This is a genomic window from Blautia stercoris (assembly GCF_054657695.1).
The window spans coordinates 1,601,918-1,619,111 of the sequence record NZ_BAAHYF010000001.1 but is presented as its reverse complement, the minus strand read 5'-3'; the positions used below and the strand labels follow the sequence as shown (position 1 = coordinate 1,619,111).

At 38.8% G+C, this 17,194-nt stretch carries 18 protein-coding genes; 6 read left to right on the top strand and 12 right to left on the bottom strand.

Annotated features, from left to right (window positions below):
- Nucleotides 1–235: 235 nt before the first annotated feature.
- The 3 genes from ACYQ2D_RS07810 to ACYQ2D_RS07800 all read left to right on the top strand — a co-directional run bounded on the left by ACYQ2D_RS07810 (nt 236) and on the right by ACYQ2D_RS07800 (nt 4,397).
- Nucleotides 236–1,555 carry a sodium-dependent transporter gene (locus tag ACYQ2D_RS07810; RefSeq protein ID WP_117456967.1) on the top strand — a complete coding sequence of 440 codons (1,320 nt, stop codon included), beginning with the start codon at nt 236–238 and terminating at the stop codon, nt 1,553–1,555.
- A gap of 146 nt (nt 1,556–1,701) precedes the next feature.
- Nucleotides 1,702–2,874 (top strand): NAD(P)-dependent malic enzyme, encoded by a 1,173-nt coding sequence (locus ACYQ2D_RS07805; protein ID WP_022303145.1) that lies wholly within the window; start codon nt 1,702–1,704, stop codon nt 2,872–2,874.
- Nucleotides 2,875–3,089: 215 nt separating this feature from the next.
- Nucleotides 3,090–4,397, top strand: coding sequence for a CapA family protein (locus tag ACYQ2D_RS07800; RefSeq protein ID WP_117456966.1), 1,308 nt, complete (start codon nt 3,090–3,092; stop codon nt 4,395–4,397).
- Here ACYQ2D_RS07800 and ACYQ2D_RS07795 read toward each other — a convergent pair whose 3' ends face one another.
- Nucleotides 4,398–4,598 (bottom strand): GTPase, encoded by a 201-nt coding sequence (locus tag ACYQ2D_RS07795; RefSeq protein ID WP_117456965.1) that lies wholly within the window; start codon nt 4,596–4,598, stop codon nt 4,398–4,400. It lies immediately after the preceding gene.
- Between the two features lie 105 nt (nt 4,599–4,703).
- Here ACYQ2D_RS07795 and ybaK point away from each other — a divergent pair, with 105 nt between their 5' ends.
- Nucleotides 4,704–5,195, top strand: a complete 492-nt coding sequence (gene ybaK, locus ACYQ2D_RS07790) for a Cys-tRNA(Pro) deacylase (protein ID WP_117456964.1) — start codon at nt 4,704–4,706, stop codon at nt 5,193–5,195.
- Here the strand turns inward: ybaK and ACYQ2D_RS07785 are convergent.
- Nucleotides 5,182–6,603: a DUF6382 domain-containing protein gene (locus tag ACYQ2D_RS07785; protein WP_459785053.1), complete on the bottom strand. Its 1,422-nt coding sequence runs from the start codon at nt 6,601–6,603 to the stop codon at nt 5,182–5,184. The genes ybaK and ACYQ2D_RS07785 overlap by 14 nt on opposite strands.
- A gap of 95 nt (nt 6,604–6,698) precedes the next feature.
- Entirely contained in the window at nt 6,699–7,118 is a 420-nt protein-coding gene (locus ACYQ2D_RS07780; protein WP_118701378.1) for a hypothetical protein, read from the bottom strand.
- 187 nt (nt 7,119–7,305) lie between these two features.
- Between ACYQ2D_RS07780 and ACYQ2D_RS07775 the strand changes: the two genes are divergently transcribed.
- Nucleotides 7,306–7,482 carry a hypothetical protein gene (locus ACYQ2D_RS07775; protein ID WP_187558877.1) on the top strand — a complete coding sequence of 59 codons (177 nt, stop codon included), beginning with the start codon at nt 7,306–7,308 and terminating at the stop codon, nt 7,480–7,482.
- A gap of 135 nt (nt 7,483–7,617) precedes the next feature.
- Here ACYQ2D_RS07775 and ACYQ2D_RS07770 read toward each other — a convergent pair whose 3' ends face one another.
- From ACYQ2D_RS07770 to ACYQ2D_RS07735, 8 genes are all read right to left on the bottom strand, one after another.
- Complete coding sequence (locus ACYQ2D_RS07770) at nt 7,618–8,502, bottom strand: TadE/TadG family type IV pilus assembly protein (protein WP_459785050.1); 885 nt, start codon at nt 8,500–8,502, stop codon at nt 7,618–7,620.
- 130 nt (nt 8,503–8,632) lie between these two features.
- Nucleotides 8,633–10,024: a DUF5702 domain-containing protein gene (locus tag ACYQ2D_RS07765; RefSeq protein ID WP_117456959.1), complete on the bottom strand. Its 1,392-nt coding sequence runs from the start codon at nt 10,022–10,024 to the stop codon at nt 8,633–8,635.
- 15 nt (nt 10,025–10,039) lie between these two features.
- Nucleotides 10,040–10,213 carry a Flp1 family type IVb pilin gene (locus ACYQ2D_RS07760; RefSeq protein WP_022303136.1) on the bottom strand — a complete coding sequence of 58 codons (174 nt, stop codon included), beginning with the start codon at nt 10,211–10,213 and terminating at the stop codon, nt 10,040–10,042.
- An 87-nt stretch (nt 10,214–10,300) separates the two neighbouring features.
- Entirely contained in the window at nt 10,301–11,620 is a 1,320-nt protein-coding gene (locus tag ACYQ2D_RS07755; protein ID WP_459785049.1) for a type II secretion system F family protein, read from the bottom strand.
- Nucleotides 11,610–12,368, bottom strand: a complete 759-nt coding sequence (locus ACYQ2D_RS07750) for a type II secretion system F family protein (protein ID WP_459785048.1) — start codon at nt 12,366–12,368, stop codon at nt 11,610–11,612. Before ACYQ2D_RS07750 ends, ACYQ2D_RS07755 begins: the two co-directional genes overlap by 11 nt.
- Nucleotides 12,337–13,545, bottom strand: a complete 1,209-nt coding sequence (locus tag ACYQ2D_RS07745) for a TadA family conjugal transfer-associated ATPase (protein ID WP_118701383.1) — start codon at nt 13,543–13,545, stop codon at nt 12,337–12,339. Before ACYQ2D_RS07745 ends, ACYQ2D_RS07750 begins: the two co-directional genes overlap by 32 nt.
- An 89-nt stretch (nt 13,546–13,634) precedes the next feature.
- Complete coding sequence (locus tag ACYQ2D_RS07740) at nt 13,635–14,642, bottom strand: P-loop NTPase family protein (protein ID WP_117456956.1); 1,008 nt, start codon at nt 14,640–14,642, stop codon at nt 13,635–13,637.
- On the bottom strand, nt 14,639–15,151 hold the full coding sequence (locus ACYQ2D_RS07735) for an A24 family peptidase (protein WP_022303131.1): 513 nt from the start codon (nt 15,149–15,151) through the stop codon (nt 14,639–14,641). The genes ACYQ2D_RS07740 and ACYQ2D_RS07735 overlap by 4 nt, the downstream gene beginning before the upstream one ends.
- A 270-nt stretch (nt 15,152–15,421) precedes the next feature.
- Here ACYQ2D_RS07735 and ACYQ2D_RS07730 point away from each other — a divergent pair, with 270 nt between their 5' ends.
- Nucleotides 15,422–16,027, top strand: coding sequence for an SGNH/GDSL hydrolase family protein (locus tag ACYQ2D_RS07730; RefSeq protein ID WP_118701386.1), 606 nt, complete (start codon nt 15,422–15,424; stop codon nt 16,025–16,027).
- Nucleotides 16,028–16,072: 45 nt separating this feature from the next.
- Here the strand turns inward: ACYQ2D_RS07730 and aroC are convergent, their stop codons facing one another.
- Entirely contained in the window at nt 16,073–17,182 is a 1,110-nt protein-coding gene (aroC, locus tag ACYQ2D_RS07725; protein ID WP_117456953.1) for a chorismate synthase, read from the bottom strand.
- Between the last annotated feature and the right edge of the window lie 12 nt (nt 17,183–17,194).

Below are 17,194 nucleotides of genomic sequence, written 5' to 3'. Positions count from 1 at the left end.
CCTCCCAACAAAGACTTTTGTGAGTGAGAAAAAGTCTTTGAAAAATTGTAGAATAATTAATATTGTATTAGTACAACAAAGCAGTTTCAGTATAGCATAAAGACGTAAAAAAAACATCTTTAAATGGCACAAAGTCCGTGAATTACGGACGTTAAAAGATTTGACTTTTTATGGATTTTTTGTTACTCTATTTAAGACTATAAAGTGTAAAATTGTGAAGTTGGAAAGGGGAAAAATGGAGAAACATAAAAATGGGAGCTTTACAAGCTCAATTGGTTTTGTATTGGCCTGTGTAGGTTCAGCAGTCGGTCTGGGAAATATCTGGATGTTTCCATATCGTCTTGGAGAGTATGGCGGAGCAGCATTTTTAATTCCGTATCTGTTTTTTATTCTGTTGTTTGGATTTGTCGGGTTATCCGCAGAATTTGCATCAGGAAGAAAAGTAGGAACAGGAACGCTTGGGGTGTACGCTTATTGTTTTAAAGAAAGAAAACAGGAAAAACTTGGAAAAATTTTAGGCTGGATTCCGCTTATGGGTTCACTTGGAATTGCAATCGGATATTCGATTATTATTGGATGGGTCTTAAGATATTTAGGTGCGTCAGTAACCAATACCGTGCTGAAAGAGGATTCCGCAGAATTTTTTGCCGGAGTTACCGCATCCATGAAAAACGTTCCGTGGCATATGATGATTGTGGCGATTACGGTTATCATTTTATTAGTAGGAGCCGCATCTCAGATTGAACGGGCAAATAAAGTACTGATGCCGTTATTTTTTATTTTATTTGCGGGACTTGCAGTGCGTGTCTTTTTCTTAGAGGGTTCACATGAGGGATACCGTTTCTTATTTGTGCCGAACTGGAAAGCACTTTTAAATGTAAATACCTGGGTTATGGCGATGGGACAGGCATTTTTCTCATTGTCGATTACAGGTTCAGGAATGATTGTGTATGGTTCTTATCTGCCAAAGAATGAGGATATTGTAAAATCTTCTTTACAGACACTTATCTTTGATACAATTGCGGCACTGCTTGCAGCGCTTGCTATTATGCCGGCGGTGTTTGCCTTTGGAATTGAGCCATCCGCAGGACCATCTTTAATGTTTATTACTTTGCCAAATGTATTTAAACAGATGCCGATGGGAAGACTATTCTCAGTTCTCTTCTTCTTATCCGTCTGCTTTGCCGGAATTACTTCTCTGATTAATATGTTTGAGGCAGTAATTGAGAGCTGGCAAAATCGTTTTAAAATCGGGAGAACAAAATCTGTTTTGCTTTGTGGCGCAATTACATTTTTAATCGGGTTATTATTGGAAGAAGAAACCAGAGTTGGAAACTGGATGGATTTTATTACCATTATCATTGTTCCGTTTGGTGCAGTACTGGGTGCAATTTCTATTTATTATGTATTAGGTTTTGATAAAATAAAAGAAGAACTGGAACTTGGAAGAAAGAAGCCACTTCCGGTAATATTTAAACCGGTGGCAAAATATGTGTATGTTCCGCTTTCTATCATTATCTTTATTTTGGGATTAATTTATAAAGGTATTGGATAATTTTGTTGACAAAAATTATCAATTATAAAGTTGCCCTTTAATTTTGCCTATGCTATAATAGGCGCAGACAGCAAATGAAGAAAGACAGCTGTGGATACTTTGAAAACGAAAAATAAAATTTCTACTAAACAAAAGGAGAGTACGTCATGGATGCAAAAGAATTTGCTTTAAAACAGCACGAGGAATGGAGCGGTAAAATTGAAGTTGTCAGCCGTGCAAAACTGGAGACACCAGAAGACCTTTCTGTAGCTTATACACCAGGTGTTGCAGAACCGTGTCTGAAAATTGCAGAAGATGTTGATTTATCTTATAAATATACAAGACGTCATAACATGGTAGCTGTTGTGACAGACGGAAGCGCAGTTCTTGGACTCGGAAACATTGGACCGGAAGCAGGTATGCCTGTTATGGAAGGAAAATGTGTTTTATTTAAGGCATTTGCTGATGTGGATGCTTTCCCGTTATGTGTAAGAAGTAACGATGTAGATGAAATTGTAAACACTGTTCGTTTACTGGCTGGAAGTTTTGGCGGTGTCAATCTGGAAGATATCTCCGCTCCTCGATGCTTTGAAATTGAAAGAAAATTAAAAGAGTGCTGTGATATTCCGATTTTCCATGATGACCAGCATGGTACAGCAGTTGTAACAGCAGCAGCATTAATTAATGCGTTAAAATTGACAGGAAAGAAATTGGATGAAGTAAAAGTTGTTACTTCAGGTGCTGGTGCAGCAGGAATCGCAATCATTAAACTGTTAGTAAGCCTTGGATTAAAACGAGTAATCATGTGCGACAGAAAAGGTGCGATTTATGAAGGTCGTGAGGGCTTAAATGCAGAAAAACAGGAAATGGCAAAAATCTGCAATCTGGATAAAGAAAAAGGAAGTCTTGAAGAAGTAATCAAAGGCGCTGATGTATTTATCGGTGTATCTGCGCCGGGTGCGGTAACAGAAGAAATGGTGAAATCCATGGCTGAAAAACCAATCCTCTTCCCGATGGCAAATCCGGTACCGGAAATTATGCCTGACCTTGCGAAAAAAGCAGGTGCAGCAGTTGTCGGAACAGGAAGAAGTGACTTCCCGAACCAGATTAATAACGTACTTGCTTTTCCTGGAATTTTCCGTGGCGCATTAGATGTCAGAGCAAAAGACATTAACGATGAGATGAAAGTTGCAGCAGCTTATGCAATCGCAGGACTGGTTGATGAAAAAGATCTTGCAGAAGATTACATTATTCCAAATCCATTTGATAAACGAGTTGCAAAAGTGGTATCTGAAGCAGTTGCAAAAGCAGCAAGAGATACTGGCGTGAATCGTATCTAATGATTGCAGAATTGTACGAACTGTATTACAGTAAGGCAATTCGTGGTATCATTTGAGTGAATTATCAGAATGAAATACAAAAGAGAACTTTACGTGGACAGAGGCGCATAAAGTTCTCTTTTTATTTTTTTAGAACTTTGCTATAATGAGATGTGAGTTGCAAAAGCAGGTATATAATAATTCTGAGAGTACATAGAAATCGAAGGGGGAAATTTATGAATCAGGAAGAACGGGCAAGACTGGAAGAGAGACAACGCCAGAAAAAAATCAGAGAACGTCGTCGAAAAAAACAGGTTAGGAGACAAAAAATGTTGCTGGCTGGCATTATTATGATAATTGTTATAATAACAGCAGGGGTAAATATTGTAAAAAATAACCGTAAGAAAGCAGAACAGGCTGCTGTGACAAAAGCAAAGCAGGAAAAACTGGCAAAACAGAAACAAGAAGAATTAGAAAAAGAAAATACACTGTCTATGATTGCGGTTGGCGATAATCTGTATCACGATGCTATTTTAGAAGAAGGAAAAACAGATTCGGGAGCCTGGAATTTTGATTTTCTGTATCAAAACGTAAAAAAAGAAATTGAAGAGGCGGATCTTTCGGCAGTGAATCAGGAAACAGTTTTTGTGAATAATCATGATGAAGTTGCCGGATATCCGGAGTTTGCTTCCCCGCTTGAAGGTGGAGATGCGCTGATAAAAGCTGGATTTAACATTGTGACACAGGCAAGTAATCATGCTTATGATAAAGGAAAAGCCGGAATCTTAAATTCTGTAACATTCTGGCGAACCAGTCATCCAAATGTTACTCTGCTTGGAATCCATAAAGATCAGCAGGATGAGGAGCGCAATCGTATACAGGTAGTAGAAAAGAAAAATTTTAAAATTGCGATGATGAATTATACATTTGGCTTAAATGAGGCAACCCCTCTTCCGGAGGATGAAAGTTATTCGATTGATGTATTTGATGAAGAACAGGTCGCAAAAGATATTGAAACCGCAAAGTCGGAAAGTGATGTTGTAATTGTATTTTTACATACCGGTGTGGAAGATACGACGGATATCGATGAGGATACAGAAAATCGAATTGATTTTCTTGCCAGTCAGGGTGTTGATATTACGATTTGTTCCCATCCACATGTAATACGTGCCTTTGGCATGAAAGAAAGAGCAGATGGCGGTCAGATGCTGGTGTATTATTCACTTGGAAATTTTGTGTCTACGCAGGAAGCAATTCCGGAGTTGTTAGAAGGCATGGCAAAATTTACATTGAAGAAAGATTTAGATACAGGAAAAGTAACGGTTTCTGATTATTCAATGCAGCCACTTGTCATGCACTATGATACTGGAAAGACAAACTGTGCAGTTTATAAACTTTCGGATTATACAGAGGAACTTGCCAAAGCACATGGAATTCATGAATATTCTGAAGAGGAATTTACGTTAGAAAGTATTCAGGAGTTTTTTGCTCCATTTCTGACTCCCCAGACATTTGCGTCGGGAAGCCAGAAAAATAGTGACTAATTAATCGTCGCAGTATTGTTCTGGTGAAAATGGATAGAGACTTTTATAGGAATCCAGTTCATCAGAAGAGACAGGAGCACGATAAATCAGACCGGTCATTTCTGTGGTGGCAAGACCGTCAAAGTCATGTCTGGAGCTGAACTCTACATTGTATTTATCAGAAATAAAATCAGGTGAATGATTTTTAAAATTAGAATTCATGGCAGGCATCCTTTCTGCTTTCATTGAAATTTAAAGTGAGTTCGTTTATACTTTAGTATATGTAAAGAAATGAATTTGTAAGCAACAAAAACGAGGAAAGTAAAAATGGCAAAACATAAGGACAAAGAAGTAAAAACAAACGCAATGAGAATTTTGGACAAAAACAAAATTTTTTATGAAACAATTAATTATGAGTGCGATGAATTTATCGATGGGCTTCATACCGCAGAAAAGACCGGTGCACCAGTGGAACAGTCTTTTAAAACTCTGGTAGCGCAGGGAAAAAGCAAAGAGTATTATGTGCTGGTCATTCCGATTGCAGAAGAAGTAGATTTAAAGAAAGCAGCAAAAGTGCTGGGCGAAAAATCAATCGAAATGATTCATGTAAAAGATATTACAAAAGTAACAGGTTATGTTCGTGGAGGATGCAGTCCACTTGGTATGAAAAAACTGTATCCGACGATTATTCAGGAAAGTGCCGAAACCTTTGACATGATTTATGTCAGTGGGGGAAGGATTGGGTCTACAATAAAAGTAAATCCGCAGGAGCTGGCAAGGGTAGTAAATGCGAAATTTGCAGATTTTATCGTTTGTTAAGATTAATCTGTGAGTCATGAAAGATAAGCTCTACTTCGCTGATTTGAATCTTATCGTTATCACAAAGCTGATATTCTTCCTGAGGAGAAAGTGGTTTACCGTTTATAAAAGTTCCGTTTTTGGAATTTAAATCCATAATGAAAAAGCAGGCGGCATCTTTTCGGATTCTGGCATGCAGACGGCTGACAGTTGGAATAGAGAGGCAGAGACCGGCAAGTTCAGGATGTTTTCCGATAAGCAGAAATTCTTCTGTTAAGAAAACGGTGAGGGGCTGTCCATTTTCAAAAACAGTCAGAGAGGCAGATGGTGTTTGGGCAGAGGTATCTGGTTGAAGCAGTACTGTGTCGGAAGAACAGGCGGGAGATTGAGGGTTTGGCATTTGAGGCGTAGAAGCTTCAAAATCAGAAGAAAAATTTGAGTTGGAAGAACTTGGATTAGAAGAAAAACCTGAATCAGAGGAGAAATCTAAATCAGAGGAGAAATCTGAATTAGAAGAGGAGTTTGAATGGGAAAAGAAGTCTGAAGCAAAATTAAAAATTGACTCAGACTTCTTTTTTTGATGTCTTGAAGTAAGGAAAAAGATAAGAAGAGAACCTCCACCAAGAAGAATAAAAAGAAGGAAATTGAGGATGGCCTGAGAAATAGAAATCAGACGATAGTGCAGGCAGAAATAGATACAGACAAAAAAGGCGGAAAGTGAAAGTAAAATCCCAATCAGCCACCCGACAGAAGTTTTTTCGTGCAAGGTCTCTTCTTCAAAAAAGGACGTCATGACGTCTTGTGAAGGGGAATCTTCATTATCGGGATGGAGATTCTGTTTTTGAAAAACATTTGAGTGATAGAGGTTTTGAACATCGGGTTCTTTAGATTTTAATTTTGCAAGTGCGGTTTTTAAGAGAGCAGGACAAAGTGGTGACTCAAGGCTGTCTTTGTACAGTCCATAGCCTAAAAGTACGGCATTGTTATCTTCATGGTTAATTTTAGGCAGAAGATATTCGGTTAAAGAGATAAAATCTTTATCAGACGAAGCTGGTTCAAGTGGAAAACAGCAAAAATAAAAAGAAGATTCAAAATCCTGATAAATGTAATCGGGAGAAAGAAGCAGGAGGTCAGCGTCAAGCAGATAATCCTCCATGCAGGTAATTGTATTTAAGAGTGCTTCAAATAAAGCTTTCAAGTCGTTAGAATTGAATTTTTTTGTTTCATATATTTGAGACAGACTTTGCCGTGAAGTAATTTCATAGTAAAGAGAAGTTTCTCCATCAATCAGACGAGGGATGCATGGTAACAGTCCTTTAATTGAATTGGAAAACAGCATCTTTGCAGGGTAATCGGATAATGCCTGTTGATTTTCATTTTTTAAAATAAGATAGCTGTGATTGAGTTCACGTTTATAAGAAATATCCATATTTTTTTATCTCCTGAATAAAAATTTTAGAGTTAAAGTTATTTCATTGCGAGTCGGTAGTTGAGTGTGGGGATATGGAATATCCCGGTGTGATTTTATTGGGAATTGCTACCGGAAATATTGCACAATGCCTGAGCTTTTTTGATTTTTTCAATAAAAAGAACCGGTTGTATCACTTTAGAATGGGATGTGCCTTTGATGTGCCAGTTTAAGTTAAAAATTGGAAAACGGAATTGTTCTTCAAAGGAAACAAGGACTTCATGGTTGCTTCCGGAAACAGAATAACCACCTGTTTCCCAGTGGATTCTGAGATTTGCAGTAGAGAGCCCGTCTTGATTCTTTCTGACAGACTGTATGCTTCCAAGTTCAGAAGCTTCAAGAGATGCATTTGTACGGATGCTATGATGAAGTGTTCCAATTATTAAAAAAAGAGAGGCAAAAATAACCAGTAGAAATAAACCGCTTAAACAGGCAGCTTCTACGGTATAACTGCCACGAAGTTTTAACTTTGTCATGTCAATTCCTCCTTAAACCGATTGGGAAAAAAACAGATTCAGGAACATGCCGGCCAGTAAAAATGGAATAAAGGGGATGGTTTCAGTGCGGTTTTTTTTATGAAAGAAGAATAAAAATCCTGCCACGAAAAAAGAAAGAAAAAAAGCACCGGATAAGACTCCGAGTAATTCCCAGAACCCAATCCAGATGCCAAGGGCAAGCACAATCAATCCGTCGGCCAGACCGATTGCACCGTTTGAAATCCAGCATAATAATAACAGTGCAGTTCCGGGCAGAACGGAAAGAAAAATTGCGGGAAGGGCGGGAAAACCGGAAGTAAGAGAAGTCTGCATTTTGGAAAAAATCGGAATTGAAATCCACTGATACTGAATACAGAAATAAAAGATTCCGGTTATAAGAAAAAGTAAAATTTTCCAAAGGGAGACGCATTGGTCTTTGAAATCTTCCAATCCCATAAAAGCTAAAAAAAATAAGACAGCAATTTTGCTTTGCATAGATTTAATGACCTCCATTTCGTTGTGAGCATCGGGAACATAGATGTAGATTTTGTAGTTCGGATTTCTTGATAAGTCTTACGTGACGGGTCAATCCGCCACAAGAAGAACTGCTGTGATAACGGTTTCCGCTTTGCGTAATATAAAAAGTGTTCTGGTTAGAAGAGGAGCGGACACAGCGCTCACAGGGATGGTATTTTTCTCCATAAACATTGCGAAGAGAAGAAAGATTGGATTTTGAAGCAGTTGTAACAGAAAGAGAAAGATAAGTACAATCGGAAAAGGTATGATAGACACCTTGATAATCGGTCACATAAACCATTTCTTCGGAATCAGAAGTATCCATATCCGTATTGTTGGAATCATAGCCAGTCCATGCATGAACAGAAGATACGATGGTAACAGGAATTGGCTGAAGTGGAATCAGAGCGACAGGGCTTTTGTATAAAAAAGAGGCTTTTAAGGTAATCCGTCCATTTTGGTAAGAGGACATCAAAAGAGAGATGCCATTTTTATGTCCCAAAATCTGGGGCAGAGCTTCTTCTTTCAGTGCGTTGGAAAGCTGAGTTTTTGCATAAGCGATGCATAGGGCACTGGAAACTGCGCCGACAGGAGAAGATTCAGCGTCAGATTCGCAGTAAGCATACATTCCGAGTTCCCGGCTGCTTTGGCTAAGAGATGCTTGAATGACTGACTGAATCCGATATAAATCAAGAAATAAAACAAGGATTACAATAGCCAGGAAGAAGAATGGAAAGACAAATGCACTTTCTACAGCCAGGCTTGCAGAGGGCTGAAGAGAGTATTTTTCCTTTCGTGTTGATTTTAAATAGTTTGATTTTAAATTAAGCCTGTCAGTGCTATTTACAGAGTCGTTTATCTTATCCATAAATCCTCCTGGAATGTATATATCCTCGAAGTCTTTTGGGATTTGACCGAATCAAAAAAGTTCCTGGCTTTTAATTGCGAATATCCACTTGACTTTTGTGAGAATACATGAGTGTAAAAAGGGTTATCGGTTACATATCATACCCGTAAGTGCGTACAGCACTCCAGGTTTTCTGTTGCGGACCTGTAAAAATTGTTTCTGTCTCCAGGCTTTCAATGCAGGAATCCATGTAAAATGAAGAACGTTTTGGAAGTGTTCGAATATTCTGTTCAATCATATCCATGCATCGAAATGCCTGTGTCTGTTCAGAAGAAGAATACAAAAGAAGATGCAGATAATTTTGATAATTAAGCCCGGAATGGGAGCGAATGGTATCGCTTTGGAGAAGAGTGAAAATCTGTCCAATCTGTGAGAGATTTAGCTGCCAGCTTTCAGTCGATTTAATTGCCGGAACACTGCCTCCAAGCATGAGCTGTCTTACATCAAGCAGGCTTTCGGCATAAGCCCATCCGGCAATAATAAGTGCTTCTGCGATTGCCATGCCCTCTGGAATTAAAAGAAGGGAACATAAGGCAGCAGCGGTCATAGCCGCTTCTTCTCGTTTTTGAGGGTCAGTATAAAGATACACACAATTGGCCGCTTCACGAATGGCAATCAGCCGGTGGACGGTTGCTTTTAGGTTTTCTTCATCGGAAGCACGACCACCGATTATGTATTCAGCTTCATAACTTAGGGCATGTCCGTCTTTTTCGGTGATATAATTTCCAAGTTTGTCCATAACATAAGCCTGCATTAATAATTTACCGGAATCGCTGTTCTGACTTTGAAGAGTGCCCATGCCTTTTTGAAGTGTGCGGTGAGAGAGTGTATCTGTAAGAGAAATTTCTTTTTGGGAAACCTGCCGGTCTGAGGGCAGTACCAGACCAAGGATGCCAAGTTCACGCAATCGTTTTAAGATGGCGATAGGATTATTGGTTTCCGTAAATGCGGGAGGGTGTTCTTCTGCTTCTGTGACATCAAATTCCATGTCTGGTAGTCCTTGTTCTTTTTGTTCTTCCTGATTTTTAAGGGTAGAGTCCGTCTGTTCAAGGAAATCTCTTAAAGAAGAGATGGCTTGTGTTCCAAGTTGATTTTTAACAGCCCGGGAGACCTGCCCCATAAAAGAACGTGCATTTTCATCCGTAGAAAGCACATACCCGGTGATTGCACAACTTTGAATCTGACATCTGGTAAGACTTGTTTCGAGTGTGGGCTTCATAAAAGATTCCATCTGCCGGACGATAAAAGAAGGATTAACTTGACTGCTTCCGTAGCCGGCATCAAGATAGAATAAATCATAAGAATCTAATAAATCCTTATCATATTGGGCGAAAATAGAATAAATACCGGTATCGGCTGCATGCATTGCCTGAATCCGTCCTGCCTGAGTTCGGGCAAGCTGAATACCCGAGAGGAGAAGAGAGAGCAGGATAGAAAAAACCAGGCACATCGTAATCGTCATACTTCCTCTGCATTTCTTCACAGATAAATCCTCCTGTTAAATAGAACTGCTTTGTTTTGTTATTTTGTCTAAGAGTGATTGAATCAAAGAATTGAGCTGATTTTTGAAAATAATGACAAGTCCGATTAAAACAACCAAAATCAGTACAATTTCAATAACAGTTACGCCTGATTCATCTTCCAGAAAAAGTTTTAGTAAATTCTGTTTCATAAGTCTCACCTCCTTTCTAAGGAAAATGTGTGTTTGACTTTAATGGCTAAATAAATCAGGTAAAATCTAAAAATATAGATAAATCGATTAGGTAAAACTTAGAAATGCGGGAAGCATTAGAAGTGCCAGAACGATTACAAGCTGTAAAAGCATGGGAAAGAGAAGTTTTGTCTGTGCTTCTTCTCCGAGAATCCGTGCTTTTCGTTTGCGATTTTCAAGGGCGTCCGTGACCTCTTTCTCTAAGAGCAGGAGAGTATTTTGATTTCCTTTTTTTAAGTTTTGAATTAAAAGTACAGATAAAATTTTGTATTCCGGACAGGGACAGCGGCTGCCAAAATTTTCATAAGCACGAGGCTGTGACAGTCCACCTTTTAATTCATGACAGGTCTCTAAAAGTGCTTCGTAAGCAGGACGTTTGGGCAGATTTTGATTCCGGTAATTTTTCTGATAATCGTCTGCAATTTTTTCAAGACTTGCACGTATCGTAAGACCGGCATGCAAAAACAACAGCAGTTTACTGACAAGATCGGGGTAATCTCTTTGCATCAGTACTTTTTGCTTTTCTATTTTTTCTTGTTCTTTTTGCCGTTTCAATGGAAGAAGTAAGAAACCGAGCAAGCTGAAGAAGATACAGACAAAAAGACCAGTCTTTGCAGGTTCTTTATAAAAGAATAGATGCTGCCCGTCAATTGAATCAGGAAGAGCAAGGGTTGGATTGCTTGAAGAATCATTTGTAACTGCTTTTTGAATGGAGGCATTTAATGATTTTTCTTTGCTTAATTTTTCAGGATAAACATAAAGCTCTTTCTGCCATGAAAGCGTCTCTTCTTCAAGCGAAAGCTGACAGCGAAGCGTAACGGAAGCACCCTTAGAAGGGACATCTTCTCCGATAGCACCGGTATAGTCGAGTATTTTAGGGTCAGAGGTTGTCCAAAAAAGCTGAACAGGACAATCAGGAAGAGATTCGGGAAGAGAAAGCGGTGTATGAATGGAAGAAAAACTCTTATTTTTTCCAAGAATGGAAGAATCCAGTTTTTTTGAGGCTTCATCTAAAAGAGTCTGTGATTCCTCTTTGCTGTAGGTTTTGGATGGAACTTTCAGTGTAATATGGTGTGTTTTTCCATCGTCTGTCTGAAATTTCAGGGATTCTTCGTGAATGCTTTCATTGTATTCGCTACGTTTTAAATCAGTAACAATATCGGGATGTCGGCTCTGCCATAATCCAAGAGAAATTCCCAGAAGATTTCCAAAGAGAATCAGAAAAATACTGACTCGCAGCAGGGTTTGTTCCTTTGCATCTTTTAGGCTTGGTTTCAAGTTTGCTTTAGGTTTCAAGTTTGCTTTAGGTTTTAATTTTGCTTTAGAGTTTAAGTTTGTTTTAGAGTTTAGTTTCGTTTTAGATTTCAATTTGAACCATCCTCCTGCCAAAGAAAAATGCTGTCAGGTACAAGATCAGGCAGATTGTCATGATACAGACTCCGGCTATATTGTGATAGAGAACATCAAGAAAGCCTGGAGAGGTAAGACGCATATAAAGAATAATTCCGGCGGGCATAAGACTCATAAAGGTATGTTCCATTTTTTTTGCAGAAAGCAGAGAGTCAATTTCTTTTTTGACGTCAATTTTTTCTTCGATGATGCGTGCACTTTTTTCCAAAGTTTCCCGAAGATTTCCACCCGTTCGTTTTGCCTGTGCAATAATCTCAGAAAAGTTACGGATATCTTCTACCTGACTTTTTTTACCAAGTTCATAAAATAATTTTTCTACCGGAACACTGAGAAGCATCTGAGATTCCATGTAAGATAATTCAAGAACCATTTCGCTGTAAGTTCCGTAAATACGCATTAAATCTTTTTTTGCTTCCGAAACTGCATTTTCAAGAGAATAGCCGGCAGAAACAGCGGCATCAATAGAATTTAATGCATCCCGAAACTGATGATAAAGCCGTTTTCGCTTCTCATAAAGAAGCTGTTTTTTCTTAAAAGGAAGATACAGAAAACAAAAGGGCAGAAGAAGAAAAAAAGAAATCACGTTTCGGTAGCATAAGTCATTGACAAGGAAGCACAAAATCAGAGAGAAGACCGAATACTGAATCCGTTCTCGAAGAGAAAAGGTATAATGGTCATAAGATAGTTTCACATAAGAGGGTTTCATAAGAAATTCCTGCCCTTTCTAATTTTTCAGTGTGTTTCAGATGATTTTTAAAGACAAGCCCCTGTTCTTCTTCATAACAGAAAATAGGATTTAACTGTACTTCTCCGTTTTTTAGTCCATCCAGTTCAGAGATTTCTAACACTTTACGGCTTTTGTCACGCAGACGTCCCAGATGAATAAAAAGGTCAAAGCCTGAGACAATCTGACGGCGGATGGCAGTAATCGGCATATTCAAGTGAACCAGCACAAGGGTTTCAAGTCTGCTGACCATATCGGCACAGCTGTTTGCATGAATGGTAGAAAGGCTGCCTTCTGAACCAACATTGACTGCCTGAAGCAGTTCGCTTGCTTCGCTTCTGACTTCACCGACAATAATCCGGTCGGGTCTCATTCTAAGTGCCGTTTTTAATAAGTCAGCAGTTGTGATTTCCTGTGAATCCTCGATATTTGCCATTCGACATTCAAGACGGACAAGGTTTGGGATTCCCTGGATTTGAAGCTCAGCATTATCTTCAATGGTGATAATGCGTTCATCTTTTGGAATATAAGCGGAAAGTGCATTTAAAAAAGTCGTTTTTCCGGCTCCGGTTCCACCGCCGATTAAAATGGTATAACGTGCTTTTACCAGAGGGAGCAAAAAAGATAATACCTGTTTGGTAATACTTTGCTTTTCGAGCAGAGTTTTCATTGTGATGGCTTCTTTAGGAAATTGTCGAATGGTTAAAATCGGACCATCCACAGAAATCGGCGGAATGACTGCATTGACACGGGCACCGTTTTCCAGTCTTGCATCCACAATCGGATGCAGGGTATTAATGACACGGTTACAGCGGGCAACAATCTGTTGAATTACATCTTCAAGTTTTCCGCTTGAAGTAAAAGTCTTATTCCATGTAATCAAGTGTCCTTCCCGTTCAATAAAAATTTTGTCCCATCCGTTTACCATAATTTCGGTAATGCTGGTATCTTCGAGAAGTTCTTGAAGCACATCGAGTTTTCGGATGGAGCGAAATAATTCTTTTCTAAGATTGGCTTTTTCATTGAGGCTCAGACCGTAGTTTGAGCCCTCCTGCAAAAGCAGTTCGTCAATTTTTTCGAGAATTTCTTCATCATCGGATTCCCATAAAGAATTTAACTGCTCAAAAAGCTGATTTTGTAAGGTTAAAAAACAATCCATAACTATGTCTCCTTTGAAAACTTAAAAAATTAAAAAAAGAAAAGATAAGCTATAAAAGATAAAAAGCTGATTGAAATTAAAAGAGAAAATTAAAGGTATCCGGCTTTGGAAAGTTCGTATTTTACGGCATCACCAAATACACCGGATAAAAAAGAATCTGGAAAATGAGAACTATCAGGAGGGGGAAGAAAACAAGAATGAGTTTTTTCTAAAATGAGTTCCTGTTTTGTGTTCGTTAAATAGGCTTTATACTGTTCTGATTTTGCCATAGAAACAGGTTCTTTTAAATTAGGCAGAAACAAGGTATTACATTCAGAAAAAACAGGAAAGACAGCAGAAAGATTTGGACCAAAATCGAGAACCAGAGTCTGATAGGGATTTTCTTCCATAGCAAAAAGAGCGAAGAGCGCTTCACAGTCGGCGGAAGTAAGATTCCAGATATCCTGCGGAACATAGACAGGAGGGAGATAATGAAGCGATCCATTTTTTTGAATTAGTGAAGCAAGAAATGCAAAAGGATTTTCTTTTTTGTGGCGCAGCAGATAAAAAAGGTCGCCGATGGTGTAAGTGGTGTTATTAGAAAGAAAATAAGACAGACCGGAACAGGATTCAAAGCTGATAAAAAGAGTTGGATTTTTTTCGGAAAGAAACTGGGAAGCTGCAAGTGCAAATGCAGTTTTTCCACAGCGTGCAACCGGAGAATAGATGCCGATGAGCGTCAGGTTTTGAGTGTCAGAATTTGTTGAATGTTCCATTGTTAAGAAAATCTGATTGGAACAAAGTTTCATTAAGTCCTGAAAAAGCTGACTGCATGGTTGATACTTAAAAAGACAGGGCAGATTTTTCTTATAAGAGAGATTTTCTTCAGAAAGTAGAATCAAAGTTTCAGAAAATAGAGAAATAAGCTGTGGTGTCAGCATGGCTTCTGTGGTAAGAAGCATGGAAATTGAATGGTCAGAATGAAACGTAAGAAGTTTTTCGAGAGAAGTAAAGGGGAGAAACTCTAAAGAAAGAGTGCAGTTTTGTTGAAAGCCAGAACAGAGACGACAGATAAAATCTTCGTTAGAATCGTAAAGTGCAATGATTTTTTTGGTCATAAACAAAATCCTCCAATTAAGAGCAGGGTGGCAAGAAAAATGGGAACTGTAAAATGAAAATGTTCAGGACGATTTCCGGATTTCATATAGGGATGAATTTGTTTTTTGGAAAAAATATCGGAGACATAAGAAAAGAAATAAGAAATTCGTTCTAAGAAATAGGCAGAGCTTAAAAACAGCAGGCAGGAAATCAATGCGCCGATGAAGAATGAAAAAGCAATCAAGGAAAAAATGTCGGAAAAATTGAGAAAAATGCCAAGCGTACCAAAAAGCTTTAAATCTCCAGCCCCCATTGCGTGAAAAATAAACAGTGGAAATAAAATCAGGATGGGAAGAAAAAAATTTTTCAGGGAGAAAAGCAGACCAAAAAAGCCGTTTTGAAATATCTGATAAGAGAAACCCAGAAGAATACCAAGAAAAATCCAGAGATTTGGAACTTTTTGCAAGAATAAATCACAGCAGAGAGCTCCGGCAGATAAAAAAAGCAGAAATTGAGCCTGTAAAGGCATAAATATACCAGTCCTTTCTGAGAAAATTGGTAAAAATAATGGAAAAATCATGAAAATAAGGAATAAAAATGACTTCGACGAAGTGAACTAAGAATTTAAGATGTGAATGATTATATACTTTATTTCGCCCAATGTCCAGTTAAAATGACATAAAAAAAGATTTTTGTTAAGACTTCACAAAATTACTATTTGCAATAAGTGTCATTTTCAGTTAAAATAGATGTTATACAATTAGGTGGACAAAAAGTCCATTGCTGAAGGAGAATAGCCATGGGTGTAATTGTATTTTTAGGTGACAGTATTACAGATGCGGGGAGAACCACCTCTTGTCCGCCGCTTGGGAATGGGTATGTAAAGGGATTTGCAGACTCCGTCAGTCAGAATTGGAATGTTTTAAATCAGGGAGTTGATGGTTACATTACGGAACGAATTGCAGAAGACCTGCATAAGGACTGTATTGCGTTTCATCCGAATTATGTAAGTATCCTTGTAGGAATTAACGATGTAGGACTGATAGCAGAAGCCGACACAACAGAGCATGAAAAATTGTATATGTTGGAAGATAGTATTCGTGCTTATCACGAAATGTTATTTGATTTATCCCGAGAGACGCAGGCAGAAATCATCACACTGGAGCCGTTTATTTTCCCAAAAGATGGAAAATATGAAAATTGGGTGCCTTGGCAGAAAAAGATGTCAAAGAATATTAGAAAACTGGCGCGTAATTACCACGCAAGATTTATTTCGGTTCAAGAACCTCTTAATCGCGAGATTGAAAGATTGGGACATGATGCCATCACCACAGATTGTATTCATTTGACCGCAAAAGGTCATGAAATTCTGGCAAAGATTGTCAGAGATGGATTTGGACTTTAAAACAAGGGAGAGAGTATAGTTGGTTAAAATACTCTCTCCCTTGTTTTAATACAATTCCCGGAAAAATTTCTGAACCAAATCAAATCGGCTTGTCATTCCGGCAAGCATGGCATCTAAGATAACCAGGGCAGCCATACATTCTACTACAACAACCGCTCTTGGAACGATAATCGGGTCATGACGTCCTTTGATTGAGATATCCAGATTTTCGCCGGCTCTTGTGACACTTTCCTGAGTGGCAGAAATAGATGGAGTCGGTTTAAATGCTGCTCGGAATAAAATTTCACATCCGTCGCTGATTCCGCCTGTGATACCACCGGAATGGTTGGTCTTTTTCGTAATGTGGCCAGCTTCATCTGCACAGTAAGCATCATTATTATGAAGTCCGTCGGATTGTGCAACTGCAATTCCATCTCCGATTTCAAAAGCTTTTACAGCTCCGATAGAAAGAATGGCTTTTCCAAGGTTGGCATTTAATTTCTCAAAGGCAGGTTCGCCAATTCCGGCAGGCACGCCGATAATCATACATTCCACCATTCCACCGGCAGAATTTTGTTCTTGCATGCAGGTTTCAAGATAGTCGGAAGCTTTTTTTGCAGCCTCTGCATCGGGCATATAAAGCGGATTATTTTCAGCTTCCGATAAATCAAATTTTTCTTTATTAATAGCAACAGGTCCGATGGACAAAGTATAGGCAGAAATCTGAATTCCAAGAGATTTTAACATTTTCGCCGCAACTGCACCGGCAGCAACACGACCGATGGTTTCACGTCCGGAAGAACGTCCGCCCCCACGGTAATCGCGGAATCCGTATTTGATATCGTAATTACGGTCTGCATGTCCCGGGCGATAATAATTGGCGATTTCACTATAATCATGAGAACGCTGGTCGGTATTTTTTACCATAAGGGAAATCGGAGTACCGGTAGTCTTTCCTTCAAAGACACCGGAAAGAATTTCCACGCGGTCTGCCTCCTTTCTCATGGTGGTAAAACGGGACTGTCCTGGTTTCCTGCGGTCAAGATAAGTTTGAATATCCTCTTCACAAAGCGGAAGTCCGGCAGGGCATCCGTCTATCACAACACCGATGCCTTTTCCATGAGATTCTCCCCAGGTTGTAATTTTAAACAGGTTTCCAAATGTTGAACCAAACATAGTTTACACCTC

Excerpts from the sequence above, each read along its gene's own strand:
- ACYQ2D_RS07810 (WP_117456967.1), top strand. The coding sequence starts at position 236 with ATGGAGAAACATAAAAATGGGAGCTTTACAAGCTCAATTGGTTTTGTA.
- ACYQ2D_RS07805 (WP_022303145.1), top strand. The coding sequence starts at position 1,702 with ATGGATGCAAAAGAATTTGCTTTAAAACAGCACGAGGAATGGAGCGGT.
- ACYQ2D_RS07800 (WP_117456966.1), top strand. The coding sequence starts at position 3,090 with ATGAATCAGGAAGAACGGGCAAGACTGGAAGAGAGACAACGCCAGAAA.
- ACYQ2D_RS07795 (WP_117456965.1), bottom strand. The coding sequence starts at position 4,598 with ATGAATTCTAATTTTAAAAATCATTCACCTGATTTTATTTCTGATAAA.
- ybaK (WP_117456964.1), top strand. The coding sequence starts at position 4,704 with ATGGCAAAACATAAGGACAAAGAAGTAAAAACAAACGCAATGAGAATT.
- ACYQ2D_RS07785 (WP_459785053.1), bottom strand. The coding sequence starts at position 6,603 with ATGGATATTTCTTATAAACGTGAACTCAATCACAGCTATCTTATTTTA.
- ACYQ2D_RS07780 (WP_118701378.1), bottom strand. The coding sequence starts at position 7,118 with ATGACAAAGTTAAAACTTCGTGGCAGTTATACCGTAGAAGCTGCCTGT.
- ACYQ2D_RS07775 (WP_187558877.1), top strand. The coding sequence starts at position 7,306 with ATGCCAAGGGCAAGCACAATCAATCCGTCGGCCAGACCGATTGCACCG.
- ACYQ2D_RS07770 (WP_459785050.1), bottom strand. The coding sequence starts at position 8,502 with ATGGATAAGATAAACGACTCTGTAAATAGCACTGACAGGCTTAATTTA.
- ACYQ2D_RS07760 (WP_022303136.1), bottom strand. The coding sequence starts at position 10,213 with ATGAAACAGAATTTACTAAAACTTTTTCTGGAAGATGAATCAGGCGTA.
- ACYQ2D_RS07750 (WP_459785048.1), bottom strand. The coding sequence starts at position 12,368 with ATGAAACCCTCTTATGTGAAACTATCTTATGACCATTATACCTTTTCT.
- ACYQ2D_RS07745 (WP_118701383.1), bottom strand. The coding sequence starts at position 13,545 with ATGGATTGTTTTTTAACCTTACAAAATCAGCTTTTTGAGCAGTTAAAT.
- ACYQ2D_RS07740 (WP_117456956.1), bottom strand. The coding sequence starts at position 14,642 with ATGACCAAAAAAATCATTGCACTTTACGATTCTAACGAAGATTTTATC.
- ACYQ2D_RS07735 (WP_022303131.1), bottom strand. The coding sequence starts at position 15,151 with ATGCCTTTACAGGCTCAATTTCTGCTTTTTTTATCTGCCGGAGCTCTC.
- ACYQ2D_RS07730 (WP_118701386.1), top strand. The coding sequence starts at position 15,422 with ATGGGTGTAATTGTATTTTTAGGTGACAGTATTACAGATGCGGGGAGA.
- aroC (WP_117456953.1), bottom strand. The coding sequence starts at position 17,182 with ATGTTTGGTTCAACATTTGGAAACCTGTTTAAAATTACAACCTGGGGA.